12 protein-coding genes and 1 other annotated feature are annotated in these 14,810 nt (G+C 42.1%); all 12 genes read right to left on the reverse strand.

The annotated features are described in order from the left end of the window. Nucleotides 1–163 precede the first annotated feature (163 nt). A complete protein-coding gene (thrS, locus tag ACXAF2_RS05705) occupies nt 164–2,095 on the reverse strand; it encodes a threonine--tRNA ligase (protein ID WP_475137719.1) in 1,932 nt (643 codons plus the stop codon). A gap of 59 nt (nt 2,096–2,154) precedes the next feature. Beyond that, nucleotides 2,155–2,410, reverse strand: a binding site (T-box leader). 73 nt (nt 2,411–2,483) lie between these two features. Further along, on the reverse strand, nt 2,484–3,350 hold the full coding sequence (locus ACXAF2_RS05710) for a putative sporulation protein YtxC (RefSeq protein ID WP_475137720.1): 867 nt from the start codon (nt 3,348–3,350) through the stop codon (nt 2,484–2,486). 593 nt (nt 3,351–3,943) lie between these two features. Next, on the reverse strand, nt 3,944–4,876 hold the full coding sequence (gene dnaI, locus ACXAF2_RS05715; protein ID WP_475137721.1) for a primosomal protein DnaI: 933 nt from the start codon (nt 4,874–4,876) through the stop codon (nt 3,944–3,946). Between the two features lie 12 nt (nt 4,877–4,888). Beyond that, the gene (locus ACXAF2_RS05720) at nt 4,889–6,274 is read right to left on the reverse strand and encodes a replication initiation and membrane attachment family protein (RefSeq protein ID WP_475139119.1); all 1,386 of its coding nucleotides are present in this window, start codon (nt 6,272–6,274) and stop codon (nt 4,889–4,891) included. 71 nt (nt 6,275–6,345) lie between these two features. After that, entirely contained in the window at nt 6,346–6,801 is a 456-nt protein-coding gene (gene nrdR, locus ACXAF2_RS05725) for a transcriptional regulator NrdR (RefSeq protein ID WP_475137722.1), read from the reverse strand. A gap of 82 nt (nt 6,802–6,883) precedes the next feature. Continuing rightward, entirely contained in the window at nt 6,884–7,264 is a 381-nt protein-coding gene (locus tag ACXAF2_RS05730) for a cytosolic protein (protein ID WP_475137723.1), read from the reverse strand. A gap of 131 nt (nt 7,265–7,395) precedes the next feature. Then, nucleotides 7,396–7,776, reverse strand: coding sequence for an adenosylmethionine decarboxylase (gene speD / locus ACXAF2_RS05735; RefSeq protein WP_034756998.1), 381 nt, complete (start codon nt 7,774–7,776; stop codon nt 7,396–7,398). Between the two features lie 638 nt (nt 7,777–8,414). Beyond that, nucleotides 8,415–9,443: a glyceraldehyde-3-phosphate dehydrogenase gene (locus ACXAF2_RS05740; protein ID WP_475137724.1), complete on the reverse strand. Its 1,029-nt coding sequence runs from the start codon at nt 9,441–9,443 to the stop codon at nt 8,415–8,417. A 476-nt stretch (nt 9,444–9,919) separates the two neighbouring features. Next, complete coding sequence (gene coaE / locus ACXAF2_RS05745; RefSeq protein ID WP_475137725.1) at nt 9,920–10,525, reverse strand: dephospho-CoA kinase; 606 nt, start codon at nt 10,523–10,525, stop codon at nt 9,920–9,922. Between the two features lie 26 nt (nt 10,526–10,551). Beyond that, nucleotides 10,552–11,184, reverse strand: coding sequence for a sporulation membrane protein YtaF (ytaF, locus tag ACXAF2_RS05750; protein WP_475137726.1), 633 nt, complete (start codon nt 11,182–11,184; stop codon nt 10,552–10,554). A 68-nt stretch (nt 11,185–11,252) separates the two neighbouring features. Continuing rightward, nucleotides 11,253–12,077: a DNA-formamidopyrimidine glycosylase gene (mutM, locus tag ACXAF2_RS05755; RefSeq protein WP_475137727.1), complete on the reverse strand. Its 825-nt coding sequence runs from the start codon at nt 12,075–12,077 to the stop codon at nt 11,253–11,255. Between the two features lie 22 nt (nt 12,078–12,099). Continuing rightward, complete coding sequence (gene polA / locus ACXAF2_RS05760; RefSeq protein ID WP_475137728.1) at nt 12,100–14,730, reverse strand: DNA polymerase I; 2,631 nt, start codon at nt 14,728–14,730, stop codon at nt 12,100–12,102. Between the last annotated feature and the right edge of the window lie 80 nt (nt 14,731–14,810).

Genomic DNA, 14,810 nt, shown 5'->3' on the forward strand with positions numbered 1-14,810 from the left:
ATTCACCTTAGATAATATATCACATGACAATACCGCTGTCAAATAATCATTTAATATCACAACGTATTTCATAATATCAGACATCTTAGGAGAGTGCAATAGTTTTTTTGAAATTTATGCAGGAGGGACGGACCTTGGAGCAAGGTCCGTCCCTCTTCCTTATTTAGCGTTTCGCTTCTTTTGTGATATGGCCGATGAACTCATCAAGGGAAATCGTTTCTGATTTTTGCTCTCCGTATTTACGGACGTTTACAGCCGTTTCCTTGATTTCGTTGTCTCCCACTACAAGCATGTAAGGAACCTTACTCATCTGTGCTTCACGGATCTTATAACCGATCTTTTCATTACGGTCATCGATGTCCACACGCAGCCCTTCAGCCTGAAGCTTTTCTTTCACTTCTTTCGCATAGTCGAAGTGAACATCCGGGGAAACCGGAATCACCTGAACCTGCGTTGGAGCGAGCCATGTCGGGAATGCCCCTTTGTATTCTTCAATCAGGAATGCCACGAAGCGTTCCATTGTGGATACGACACCACGATGAATGACTACCGGACGATGCTGCTTCCCGTCTTCCCCTACATATGTTAAGTCAAAACGCTCCGGTAGTAGGAAATCCAGTTGAACCGTTGATAGAGTTTCTTCCTTACCAAGGGCCGTTTTCACTTGAACGTCCAGTTTAGGGCCGTAGAATGCCGCTTCCCCTTCTGCTTCAAAGTACTCGACGTCCAGTTCATCCATCGCTTCCTTGATCATACCTTGTGCACGGTTCCACATCTCATCATCATCAAAGTACTTCTCCGTATCCTCAGGATCACGATAAGACAGACGGAAGGAATAGTCCTTCAGATCAAAGTCTTTGTATACTTCCTGAACCAGGCGCACGACACGCTTGAATTCTTCCTTGATTTGATCGGGACGGACAAAGATATGAGCATCGTTCAGAGTCATACCACGTACACGTTGAAGTCCTGATAGTGCTCCTGATAATTCATAACGGTGCATCAGACCAAGCTCAGCGATACGGATAGGTAGCTCACGATAGCTGTGAATGCCGTTTTTGTAAATCATCATATGATGAGGGCAGTTCATCGGGCGAAGGACAAGATCTTCATTATCCATCTCCATGACCGGGAACATATTCTCCTGGTAATGATCCCAGTGACCGCTTGTTTTATATAACTCAACGCTTCCCATGACAGGTGTGTATACGTGATCATAGCCTAAGCGCTCTTCTTTATCAACGATATACCTCTCGATGATACGACGGATCGTGGCACCTTTAGGCAGCCACATCGGCAGTCCTTGTCCCACTTTTTGCGAGTTCATGAATAGATTCAATTCTTTACCGATTTTACGGTGGTCACGCTCTTTCGCTTCTTCTAAAAGACGCAGATGCTCTTCCAGGTCTTCTTTCTTGAAGAAGGCTGTACCGTAGATTCGTTGAAGCATTTTATTATCGCTGTTCCCGCGCCAGTATGCCCCGGCGATGCTTAACAGCTTGAATTCTTTAATTTTATTAGTGGAAGGGATGTGGATTCCACGACATAAATCGAAGAATTCTCCTTGCTCGTAAATGGAAACTTGTTCTCCTTCAGGAATCGCCTCAAGTAACTCAAGCTTATACTCGTCACCGACTTCTTCATACATTTTCTGAGCTTCGTCGCGGCTTACTTCTTTACGGACAACTTCTAAGTTTTCTCCAGTGATTTTCTTCATTTCTTTCTCGATGAGTGGAAGATCTTCCGGAGTGAACGTGTGCTCGGAATCAATATCATAATAGAATCCGCCTTCAATGACCGGACCGATCCCAAGTTTTGTTTCAGGATATAGGCGTTTAATGGCCTGTGCCATTAAATGGGCTGTGCTGTGACGAAGAATTTCCAGTGCATCTTCTCCTGGAGGTGTAACGATTTCAATCGCCCCATCCTCTTGAATCCCTGTACGCAAGTCGATTAATACATTATTTATCTTACCAGCGAGCGCCTTCTTCTTCAGTCCGGGACTGATGGACGCAGCAATTTCTTCTGTTGTCGTCCCTTTAGGAAACTCCTTGACATTTCCATCAGGGAACTGGATTTTCACTACTTCTGACATGTGATTTCACTCCTTAAATTATCTCTATAAAACATAAAAAAACCCCGCCCCTTCACGTTTGAAGGGACGAGGTTAATAAATAAACTCGTGGTTCCACCCAACTTCTCATTGTGCGTAAACATACAGACAATGACTTCATTGAAAACGAATAACGACATTTAGCCGTCAATCACTACTGTGAATCCGTCAAGATCCAGTTCATAATTGAAGTTCCGAGGTGGTAAATATCACTAACGAATTAGGAAGCTTGCAGCCAAGAGACTTCCCTCTCTGTGAATGGAATAGGAATATTGTTGTCCTCATCATAACCTTTATTTATTGACTTATTATGTAGGTATTATAATCGGTTATGTTTTGAAAAGCAAGAGCATTCCATAAAATAAGCAGCCTATTCATTCGCGATATCCCAAGAGGGATAGAGAAGTGTATCAGGGAAATAACTCATCGGCAAAAGATCGATCCGTTCTTCAAAAATATTCTGAAGCGTCCTGAGCAATTGATGGTCCCCATTTCCGTAAACGAGTATCTTCTCCGGTGCAAGGGATAATAACGGAGCAATGGTGTATGAATCAACGTATAACGGGTGATTCGTCAGAAGGCGTTTATCAATTGCCTTCGTCAATTCCTGCCTTGTCACCTCTTTCATGTCTTCATCAAAGAAACGAAAGCCGTAGCCAGTCGAATACAGATGGATCGTGCGCATTTTCTGCTCCTTTGATGCCAGATACTCCCGCAGCATATGGACAAACATTTGATATTCCTGCTCCATCTTATATTCATCGATAGCAAGATCCAGCATGAGGAGCAGTCTCTCCTGAAGCTTTTTCAGCCTGAATTTGCTGAAAGAGTCGAATGATATGGGGGCCTTCCCTTCCAACAAAAGCTCCAGGCTGCCGTGGACGTATTCGGCCTCGTCCCATTCACCGATCAACTCCATCAATTCAGGTCGTTCACCCATTCTTATCTCTGATACGATCTCTAATATTTGATTGATTTCATCAATATCTTCATAGAAGTAATTTTCTTTCAGGGCTGATTCGGACCAGTCCATGCATTTATCATTTAAGACAAAGTGGGAAACCCCGTTGAACAGCTTTTCTTTTTCCTTGAAGAAAGGGGAAACCTCTATCGTCAGATTATAGTGAGTTGTATGTTGAAAGAGCGTTTCATGGAACCATGATTGGATGAACTCTTTATTGAGGTGTTCTTGAAGCTTTAACGCATCATTTTTTTGCTTGAAAATAAATTCAATCAAACTTTCTCGCCTCCTTAAACCCAAATCCCTGATTTATATATATGGGAGGCTTGTATCATTTAGAAGTTGATGAGGGAATTTAATTGTCTCTTATCAAACTTTTTGCCTGTCACAAGAAGGGAGTAGTGGGTGATGAATGATGTGTAACAACATGGACCGTTCCTTTTCGCTCCAGGCACTTGCTTTCCGCGGGGCGGGCGGTGAGCCTCCTCGGCTGCGCCTCCGGGGTCTCACCTGTCCAGCTACGGGGCTTAGGGGCTCGAGGTCATAAGCCAAGTCTGCCAAAAAGGCAAAGAGCGCCTTTCCGACAGACTCGTCTTATGCTTGTCGCCCCTGAGCAGAGCCCCTCCGCTTTTCGAACTGCCCCGCTATTCCCGCAGGAGTCAAGTGCCTTCCGCTACAATCCACTCTATGCTTTTATATACCGCCTGCATAATGACCGAATAGACTCTCCTATTATAGATATGTGATGAGATACATTTTAAAAATAGCAGCAATGGTTTTCAGCATACTCATGTATAAGATAATTTCAACATAGCAAAAAGGAAGGTTCATTCGCTAAGCAAATGAACCTACCCTTTTTTGACTTTATTCTAATCTCTTCTATTCCTTCCATCGATCAACACGGGCTGGGACAGGTATTTAATCCGCTCCATGATCCGTGCAGCCTTCAGTTTCTCTTCTTCTCCCCGTTGACTGTACGTCAAATGGTGGGTGAGCTCGTTGAAGTTGAAGTTGGAGGTGAAGAAGGTCGGCAGGTTTTCAAGCATTCTGTACTGCAGGATCGTCCCGAGGATTTCATCTCTTCCCCAGCTTGACATGGTTTCTGCGCCGATGTCATCGAGCATGAGGATCGGTGCCGCTTTAACCATTTCCAGTTTCTCATTTACCGAGTTGTCTCCCAGCGATTGCTTGATTTCTCTAAAGAACTCAGGAACGTAGACAATGAGGGACGCGATTTTTTTCTCGGCGAGTTCATTGGCCATCGCCCCTAACAAATAGGACTTACCCACTCCGAACTTGCCGTAAAAATAGAGTCCTTTCATTTTTGTACCTTCTGAATAGTTCTCCACGAAATTCTTTGCTAAACGGACAGCCTCCAAACGGCTTTTCGAATCAAGATCCAGGGTTGAGAAAGATGCTTGTAAAATATCCTTCGGCACATACAGGCTTTTGATTAAACGCTGGGCGCTCGTTCTTTCATCGTGAATGACTTTTCGAGGGCAGCGATGGTAATCGATGTCGATGGTGTTTCCTCTGATCACCAAGTGAGGGTCATACCCTTCCATCATATTTTTACACTCCTGTAAAGAAGGACAGTATCGACATTCTTTACTTTGAGAGATGTATTCATATAACTTCATCAGACTCTCATTTACCATTTCCCCTGTTACACGGCCTTCATTCCTGCGAATAAAATCCTTTACATCATTGTTTTCAAGTATCTCTTTTTTCATTTGCTCATATCTTTGTTGAAACGAACCAGAAGCCGCCAACCTTTTCAAGGTGTTATTTATTTTCTCCACCGCTACGTTCACCTACTTCCGAAAATTTTTAAGCTCTTCTTCGAGTTTCTTCTTTTCTGCTTCGAAATCATATCCATCAAGGGAAGAATCATTTTCTTTCTCGGTTTCACCCTCTTGGAACCAATCCGGGAGTTTTTCCGTACGAATCGGCTTTCTTCGTCTATTCGTTTTATTTTCCTTTTTCCCTTCAGCCCACTCAAGATACTGCTTGTGTTCTTTTTTCGCTAATTCCATGGCTTCACTTGCAGTCGTCACCTTTTTTCTCGACCAATGGGACGCGATTTTTTCCATATATCCTTTTGTGAGCTTCATGTCCGTTTTCAGCAAAACGTATTGGACCAGGACATTCATGACACCAATCGGCAATTTCTGTGACATGAGCACTTCTTCAACAGCCTGAAGGTCTGACTTAGAAGGAGCACCTCCGTTTGATATGTCAGATAGAACATCCTTTGGCGACGTTGTTTCCAAATATTCAATGAGCTCTTCTTCTTTCGTGCGGGGTTTATCCGATTTCACAGGAGACTTGGTCTCTATTCTCGTCGTCAAATCTGGCAGTTGATCACCTGTCTGAACCCCATACCAATCACGTGCGGTTTTGCGCAGCAGCTCTATATCAATGGTATCATCTGCATCCAGGGAACTTAAGACGATATTTTTCATTTGAAGGGGATCAATACCGTACAGATAGCTCAGCTTCAGAACCGTTTCCTTTACATCAGTTGTAAAGGCTTTTCTTGGAACCATTGATTCAGATAACCCTGCAAGTAGTAACTGAAAATCAAAATCGATATCATCCAGTGGAAGACCACCATTCTTCCCATATTTCATATATTGTTCACCAGACTTTGTCTCGGAATCCATATTAGCATCGTGATGGAGAAAATTAATTTGTTCCGATGTGAAAACATCTTGAAAGGATCGTGTGATGTTTACGTGTTGCTGTTTATCTACCGTTTCGTCGGTGAAGAATTTCTTTAAACGCAAATAATGAGTTCTGCCGATTTTACGGTAAAGATACACATTTAACATACCATCATGAAAGAATTCCTGCGGGGTAAGAGGAGGCTGCAGTTCATAAAGAAAGCTCCGATCCTCGTTATCCCTTTTTTCGTATGCCTTTAACAACCCTATCCCTTCAAGCTTCATTCTCGCTTCATATACTTCCTGAAGGTTGACAGACAGAACGTTCATCAGGTGATAATGGGTAGAATGTGTGGACCATAGCCTGTTTTCTTCTACTTCTCCCCATAAACTCATATAAAGACTGTAACAAACCGAACCAATTAAAGGCTGGTACAGAAACGTGATGATTTTCCGATCGTATTCCTGAAGAATCCCATTTGTCCCTACCGTGTAGTGATCGATTGGTTGTATTTCATTCCAATGCTTCTTCATCATAGTTGGATTCTACCTTTCAAAAAAATAAAGAGAAAAGAGCTAAAGAATTACATCTTCAGCTCATTCTTCTACTCTTTTTTTATTAATTCTTTCAGTTCGTCTATAAATACATTGATATCCTTGAATTGTCTATACACAGATGCAAAGCGTACGTATGCAACTTCATCTACTTTAGCAAGTTGATCCATGACCATCTCACCAATCTTAACCGACTCTACTTCAGAAGCACCTTGACTACGGAGTTCCTTTTCAATATCCGTTGAGATCTTTTCTAATCTCTCAAGAGGGACCGGGCGTTTCTCACAAGCCTTGATCAACCCCCTCAAGATCTTCTCTCGACTAAACTCTTCTCTTACCCCTTCTTTTTTCACCACAATTAAAGGAAGCTCCTCAACCTTCTCGAAGGTTGTGAAGCGGAAATTACATTCTTCACATTCTCTTCTTCTTCTGATTGAACGTCCTTCATCTGCAGGACGGGAGTCCACTACTCGTGTACCATTATGCTGGCAAGACGGGCACTTCATAATATCAGCTCCGTTATTACATACTATTACTTTCATCATATTAAAAAGCTGCGACTTACACAAGCTTATAAAGGACTTACCGTTATTTCACTTTGGTCAATTCGCTATCAAGCTTTTGATAATAATGGTTAATCTGTGCTTTTAAAACCGTATATGTACCAAAGATTTTCCCTTTATCTGCACTGATCTTGAAATCGACTGCCGTTTCAAAAGGCCTTACCGTGATGATCGTTGCGACAATAAACAATTGGGGAGTACCATTTTTACGGACCGTAATTTCACCTCTGTCCTTAGACTGGGAAATCACCTCATACTCAGAGGAAGAGAATAACTCTAATACTGCATTAAATGCACCTTGATGCATGGATTTATAATAGCGTGATTTCAGGTCTTTATCTTCGTGCTGATCAGATGTCTCACATTCTGATTGAAACCGTTTAAAAAAAGTACGTATTCCGCTCATTTAAAGTTCCTCCCTTTATTTACCCTTATTTTACACGAAAACCACAGGAATGAAAATTCAAAATCAATTCCTGTACAAACGCATAAAAAAAGAGATGCATCTGATACGCATCTCTTCTGAGTTATCTTCGATTAAAGGGCTTGAGCCTGAGACTTCTTCACTTGTACCGGACCCATTCCACGTGGCAATTCAATTGTTTCACGTGTGTCAGCACCAAGAGCATCTGCAATATATTCAGCAGCGATGTTAGGATCTAAATCACCGCAAGTATATACATCAATACTGGCATAACCATGTTCAGGAAAACTGTGAATAGTCAGATGTGATTCTGAAATGATCACAACTCCACTAACACCTTGAGGAGCAAATTTATGGAAAGCTACCTCACGTACCTCTGCACCTGATTTAAGCGCAGCATCTACGAATGTTTTTTCAATTCCTACTACATCGTTTAATTTTTCAAAATCGCAACCCCATAATTCTGAGATTACATGACGACCCATTGTTTCCATTTTCGTGTTTCCCCCTTTGACATAATTTTTTTCGTCAAAATGAACGTGTCCTTTGGCAAAATCTTAACTACCACGGGGGAAAGTTAGTCCGAAGAGGTCCTAACCCTTTAAGTAGCTAAATCAGTATTCATTTGCTAATAAGAAGTTCACGAAAAATAGTATACTTTGTTTAAAACTCTTTTGCAATAAATTTTTTCAAACTTTTTTCAAGTGGATAATACGAATATCCTTTTCACTTTTTGACATAAACAACAATGTAGTAATTTTATGCTCTAAACGGGGACCGTTCCTTTCCGCTGCAGGCACTTGCTTTCCGCGGGGAGGAAGTCGAGCCTCCTCGGGCTTTGCCCTGCGGGGTCTCGACCTTTCCTCTATTTCCCGCAGGAGTCAAGTGCCTTCCGCTGCAATCCACTCTGTGATACTACACTATTTCTAACTATACTTTTTGATAGATAGACACAAAAGCTCTTTGGCAGAAAGTTGTTCCTAAAACAAACTTTCTACTAAAGAAGCACCCCTAAACCTGCTTGTAAAAGGAACAAATTTTACGATAAGCCCCTTTAAAAAATTCACAAGAAAAAGAACGCACCATAAAAGGTACGTTCTAAGGATGCAGCTTATTTTTTATTTGGGTTCTTTCAAACGTTGACTTCTTGTTTTGCGTTCATTTTTGATGCAACGAATTTAGCGAGGTCGACGACGCGGCATGAGTAGCCCCACTCATTATCGTACCAGGCCAGTACCTTCACTTTTCGATTTCCCATGACCATCGTGGATAATCCGTCGATGATCGCTGAATGAGGATTTGTATTAAAGTCGATTGAAACTAAAGGTTCTGTTGTAAATTGCAGCACTCCGTGTAAAGAACTAACTGAAGCCGTAATGAAAGCTTCGTTGATTTCTTCTACTGTTACGTCTCTTTTCACATCCACAACCAGGTCCACTAGTGAAACATTGGGTGTAGGGACACGTAATGCCATTCCGTGAAGCTTGCCGCTTAATTGAGGCAGAACCAATGATAATGCTTTTGCTGCACCAGTCGTGGTCGGGATGATCGATTGACCGCACGCTCTCGCTCTTCTCAAATCTTTATGTGGATTATCAATATTTTTTTGGTCATTTGTGTATGCATGGACAGTCGTCATAAGACCATTTTCAATTCCAAATTGCTCATCTAATACTTTCGCAACCGGCGCTAAGCAGTTCGTAGTACAAGATGCATTTGAAATGACGCTGTGTTCTTCAATATTTAATGCGCTTTCATTTACACCCATCACAATGGTTACGTCTTCATTTTTACCAGGGGCAGTCAGGATGACCTTTTTCGCTCCCGCTTCTAAATGAAGGCTCGCTTGATCTTTCGAATTGAATTTTCCAGTAGCTTCAATCACAATGTCGATATTTAATTCGCCCCAAGGCAATGCTTTAGGATCGCGATTGCTTAATAGTAGGACACGTTTTCCATTGACGATGAGTGCATCATCTTCCGTCACCACATCTGCCTGAAATGTTCCATGATTTGTGTCATACTTAATTAAATGTGCTAATGTTTCAGCCGGGTAGCTTGCGTTAATGGCTACAACCTCTAAGTTTTCCTCTAATATTGCTTTCCTGAAAACCATTCTCCCAATACGTCCAAAACCATTGATTGCAATTTTCGCCTTCATAAATCCGGCTCCCCTCTATATTAATGTTATACTTATATGTTTATTTGCTAAAAATAGTATAACATATTTAGAGAATATGTTAATAAGTATTTTGCGGATTTTTAATGTTTTATTATTCTGACAAATAGGCTTATTGAATGTATATTTTTGTGGTATGAATTCATACATTTTTTTCAATGAAATTGATTTAAACATTGACCGTTCCTTTCCGCTCCAGGCACTTGACTCCTGCGGGGCGGGCGGTGAGCCATTCCCGCAGGAGTCAAGTGCCTTCCGCTACAATCCACTCTGTGCTGATATATATTTAGTACCTATCCATGACAGACAAACACCATAAAGCTTCTATAGTGACGATCAGAATTTGTCCTATATACAAACGCAAACCAAAAATCAAGATATATTGTCATTACTACTCATTATCTAATGGACCAAATTAAAAGCCGACAAGAATTTTCCTTGTCGGCTCATAAGTCATTCTATGGTTTTAGATCCCATTCAACTAATAGCGCATCAAGCTGTTCTTTAGTTTCATGTAAAGAACCATTGTTGTCGATGACTGCGTCGGCATGGCTTGCTTTTTCCTTTAAGGGGAATTGGGAAGCGATGCGGGATGATGCGTCTTCACGGTTAAAGTTGTTCCGTTCCATTAGACGGGATAGTTGGGTTTCTTCGTTCACGTATACCACGACTGTGCGATCGACCATCCACGTCAAGTTGCTTTCGAATAAAAGGGGGATATCCATGAAAATCGTGTTTTTACCAGCAAGAATGGCTTCATCTTTATGTGCGAGCATCATGCTTCTGACGGCAGGATGAACGATTCCATTCAGCTTTTTTCGTTTTTCTTCAGAGTTAAAGATGATCTGGCCGAGTTTTTCCCGATTGATGGTGGAATCGTGATCGTGAAGTATATGTTCACCGAATTCTTCCACAATCGCAAGGTATGCCGGCTGATCAACTTCAACCACCATACGGGCTGCAAGATCAGCATCAATGATGGTATAGCCTTTTTCATTTAACATTTTTGAAACTGTACTTTTACCACTTGCAATGCCACCTGTTAATCCTATAATGCTAGCCATTATCCTATTCCTTTCTAGCTCAGCCATTAAAACCTCAGGATCCCTATAAGGATCAACAGAACCCCAGGGAGGAATGACACGCGGTGAATCCACCGTAAATGAGAGAAGAATTGCCCCATCTTCAATCCTGAGAATAAGAACGTAAAGCTCATCACGAGGATGGCTAAAGTAAGTATGAATGGCGAGAAATTTAATAACGCAGCGCCAATTCCGGCACCGAATGCATCCAATGACAGTGCGATTCCAAGCATAAATGCTTCAATACCGGTAATTGTACCTGATCTATCAAAGTCTGCCGTTAACGGCCTTCTTAAAATTTGAACCACTAATCCTATCGATTTAATCTCAAAGTTAATTAACGTTTTCTCTTGGGATAATACCGTTTCTCTTTCCGGTCTAAAGAACTGGTACAGTACCGCCGCCCCGATCACAACCAGAATCAGCCCGCCGATCCTTCCAGCCCAAAGCGGAGAGATAATGGATCCGATGGTCTGACCAAGCAACATGGCCAACAGTAAGGAGCTCGCCGAACAAATGGATATGATGCTGATTGATTTTGTAGGGATTTTCACTTTTCGTAATCCGTAAGTTAAACCTGTGCTAAAACTATCAAGACTTACAGCAAACGCCAGCAGTAATAAGGAGATTGTTTCACTCATCTAATAGCCCTCCCAAAAATCATTACAATACTATATGGTTAGGGCTTATCAGATGTTAATTGTCTTTTTTAACGTTGACAATCGGGGCAATAGTGCGTCCCTCTTCCTGCTGAAACTTTCTTCTCAATGGGAGTACCACACTTTCGGCAAGGTTCTTCTTTCCGGCTATACACGAAGAGGTTCTGTTGGAACATACCCATTTGTCCCTGAGAATTCACATAGGAGCGAACCGTACTTCCTCCCATTTCAACGGCTTCGGTCAGGGTATGAATGATTTCTTTGTGCAAACGTTCAATTTCTTCCTGTGAAAGAGATTTCGATTTTCGGTCAGGGTGTATACCTGCACGGAATAACGCTTCATCCACATAGATATTCCCCAAACCTACGAGGACCGTCTGATCTAATAATGTGGCTTTCACGATTCTTTCTGTCTTGCTCAGTTTTTCAGCCAAGTAACCGGCTGTAAACTCGGATTGGAATGGTTCCGGTCCTAACTGCAGGAGGGGAAGATGAAGCAATTCCTCCCCTTTCCTGAATAGATGCATCGTCCCGAACTTGCGGACATCACGGTACCTGAGTTCTGTGTTATCCGCAAAATGAAAGATGACGTGAGTATGCTTCTCAATGGGGTCCCGGCTGTCGGACAGGTTGTACTTTCCTTCCATTCTCAAGTGAGAAACCAGGGCCACGTCGTTTAAATAAAAGATCAGGAATTTCCCCCGTCTTCTCATTTCAAGTATTTCCTGCCCCTTCAAGCTATGAACAAACTCATGGGGTTCGTCGGGGCTTTTAATCATCTTAGGCCAAAAAACCGAGACGTCTTTGATTTTCTTCCCAATAACAAGAAGCTCCAACGTCCTTCTGACCGTTTCTACTTCAGGCAGCTCCGGCACTCTGCCACCTCCTTATCAAACTCTACTTCGCGTCGTACCATGTTTGACCGTATGAGTAATCGACCTTTAATGGAACTTCCAACTCCATCGCATTCTCCATTACTTCAGGAACAATTTTCTTTAACACTTCGATTTCTTCTTCTGGCGCTTCAAAGATCAATTCATCGTGCACCTGCAGCAATAATCGTGATTGAAGATTTTCTTCTTTTAATCTTGCAGCCATATCAATCATGGCCTTCTTGATGATATCGGCTGCACTTCCTTGAATCGGCGTGTTCATTGCTGTCCGTTCAGCGAAACTTCTTAAGTTGAAATTACGGCTGGTGATTTCCGGCAGGTAGCGTCGGCGATTAAGCAGAGTGGTCACATAGCCCTTTTGTTTTGCATCCTGTACGATATCATCCATATATTCTTTAACTCCAGGGAAGCTTTCCAGGTACTTCTTAATGAATTCCCCTGCTTCTTTTCGTGTAATATCAAGGCTTTGAGAAAGACCGTAGTCACTGATTCCGTATACGATTCCGAAGTTAACGGCTTTCGCATGCCTTCTCATATTGGATGTAACATCTTCCTTCGCCACCCCAAAGACGTCCATCGCTGTTTTCGTATGAATGTCCATATCATTTCTGAAAGCTTCAACTAATTTCTCATCCTTGGCGATATGAGCCAGTACACGCAGCTCAATTTGAGAGTAGTCTGCAGCGAACATGACCCAGCCCTTTTCAGATGGAATGAACGCCTGACGGATCTTCCTGCCTTCTTCAAGACGGATCGGAATATTTTGCAAGTTAGGGTCCGTCGAGCTTAATCGGCCCGTTTGAGTCAGGGCCTGGTTGAATCGTGTATGAATTTTACTCGAGTCTTGATGGACGACCTTCAATAATCCCTCTAAATACGTGGATTGCAGCTTCCCTAGCTGGCGGTAATGAAGGATATGGTCAATGATTTCATGCTTGGATTGCAGCTTTTCCAGTACATCAGCTGATGTGGAATAACCGGTTTTGGTTTTCTTCACGACCGGTAAACCAAGCTTTTCAAAAAGGATCACGCCGAGCTGCTTCGGAGAATTAATATTAAAGCTCTCTCCTGCTTGTTCATGTATATTCTTTTCTAATTCTTCCAGGCGGTGTGAAAGTTCTTCTTTCATGGTGAGCAAACGCTCTTGATCCACTTTCACGCCGGTGAATTCCATTTCGGCTAAAATAAGGGCAAGGGGTAATTCTAACTCTGCATATAGTTCATACAAATCATTTTCTTTTAACTCTTCCATACATGTGTTCTTCAATTCATGAAGAATGAATGCTTTTCGAGCAAGATGCTCTGATAGAATTTCGGTGGAAGGGACCTTCTGCTTGGCACCTTTTCCATATACCGATTCATCCGATTCGATAGAAGGCTGGCCGTGTCCTTTTGAAATGGTAGCGAAGTCTTCACTCGATTCAGAAGGATTAATAATGTAGGATGCTAACAGCAAATCGAATTCGATCCCTTTTATGTCAACTCCCTGCCTCTTTAGTGCAACTACCGTTTCCTTCGAGTTGTACACATACTTTGCTGCGCTTTCGTTTTCAGCCCATTCCTTAAATGCTTCTGAATTCAATGCGGTTTCAAGCGTAAAGAAAATCGTGCCTTTCTCATTGTGCAGACTCATCCCGATTACTTCTCCGAGGTGATAATTCTCCTCCAGCATTTCAATGTATAATGAACTCTCGTTTGAAAGATGTTCTTCTTTAATGGTTTCAACTACTTCAAAGGAGATATCATCCAGCTCTTGGGGCTCCTCTTGGGTGGACTCACCCATTTTCTCAAGCAATGAGTTGAATCCGAGATCCCGGTATACTTCCTTTAGTCTTCCTTCATCCATTCCATCATAATTCAGCTCTCCCACACCAATTTCGATTGGAGCTTCTCTTAGGATCGTGGCGAGTTCCTTACTCATGATCGCTTGTTCTTTGTTTTCTTCAAGCTTTTCTTTTAATTTTTTCCCACTGACCTGGTCAATGGAGTCCAGCAGCTTTTCAAGGGAATCAAATTCTTTTAGCAGCTTGATCGCCGTTTTCTCACCTACACCCGGCACGCCTGGAATATTATCAGAGCTATCCCCCATCAGGCCTTTCATATCGATGATGCGATCAGGTGTGATTTCCCACTTTTCTTTTATATGCTCCGGAGTGTACACTTCGATATCCGTTATGCCCTTTCTCGTAATACAAACCGTCGTAGTCTTCGAACTTAACTGTGTTAAATCCTTATCCCCGGAATACACTTTCACCTCGTACCCGTCGGATTCTGCTTGCAGAGAAAGAGTTCCGATAATATCATCCGCTTCATAGTTTTCTTTTTCATAGCGTTTAATTCCGTATGCATCCAAAAGCTCGCGGATATAGGGAAATTGCTCGGACAATTCCGGTGGAGTCTTTTGTCTGCCACCTTTGTATTCCTTGAATGTCTTATGTCTGAAAGTCGTTTTCCCTGCATCAAAGGCGACTAGTATATGAGATGGTTTTTCGTCTTCGAGTATTTTTTGCAGCATGGTGGTAAAACCGTATACTGCGTTTGTATGTACACCTTTGTCGTTATTTAATAAAGGCAGTGCGAAAAATGCACGGTAAGCAATACTATTGCCGTCGATCAATACTAATTTTTTGGACATGTAAGTACCTCCTGTAAAGGCTTCTGAATCTATATGTTTATTCTATCATGTTGGGGAATGAAAGGAAAAATGGGTGCCTT

The organism is Rossellomorea sp. ABR4_004 (assembly GCF_056159585.1).

What these genes read in the sequence shown, in the direction of transcription:
- thrS (WP_475137719.1), bottom strand. Translation starts at nt 2,095, where the DNA reads ATGTCAGAAGTAGTGAAAATCCAGTTCCCTGATGGAAATGTCAAGGAG.
- ACXAF2_RS05720 (WP_475139119.1), bottom strand. Translation starts at nt 6,274, where the DNA reads ATGAAGAAGCATTGGAATGAAATACAACCAATCGATCACTACACGGTA.
- nrdR (WP_475137722.1), bottom strand. Translation starts at nt 6,801, where the DNA reads ATGAAGTGCCCGTCTTGCCAGCATAATGGTACACGAGTAGTGGACTCC.
- ACXAF2_RS05730 (WP_475137723.1), bottom strand. Translation starts at nt 7,264, where the DNA reads ATGAGCGGAATACGTACTTTTTTTAAACGGTTTCAATCAGAATGTGAG.
- speD (WP_034756998.1), bottom strand. Translation starts at nt 7,776, where the DNA reads ATGGAAACAATGGGTCGTCATGTAATCTCAGAATTATGGGGTTGCGAT.
- ACXAF2_RS05740 (WP_475137724.1), bottom strand. Translation starts at nt 9,443, where the DNA reads ATGAAGGCGAAAATTGCAATCAATGGTTTTGGACGTATTGGGAGAATG.
- coaE (WP_475137725.1), bottom strand. Translation starts at nt 10,525, where the DNA reads ATGGCTAGCATTATAGGATTAACAGGTGGCATTGCAAGTGGTAAAAGT.
- ytaF (WP_475137726.1), bottom strand. Translation starts at nt 11,184, where the DNA reads ATGAGTGAAACAATCTCCTTATTACTGCTGGCGTTTGCTGTAAGTCTT.
- polA (WP_475137728.1), bottom strand. Translation starts at nt 14,730, where the DNA reads ATGTCCAAAAAATTAGTATTGATCGACGGCAATAGTATTGCTTACCGT.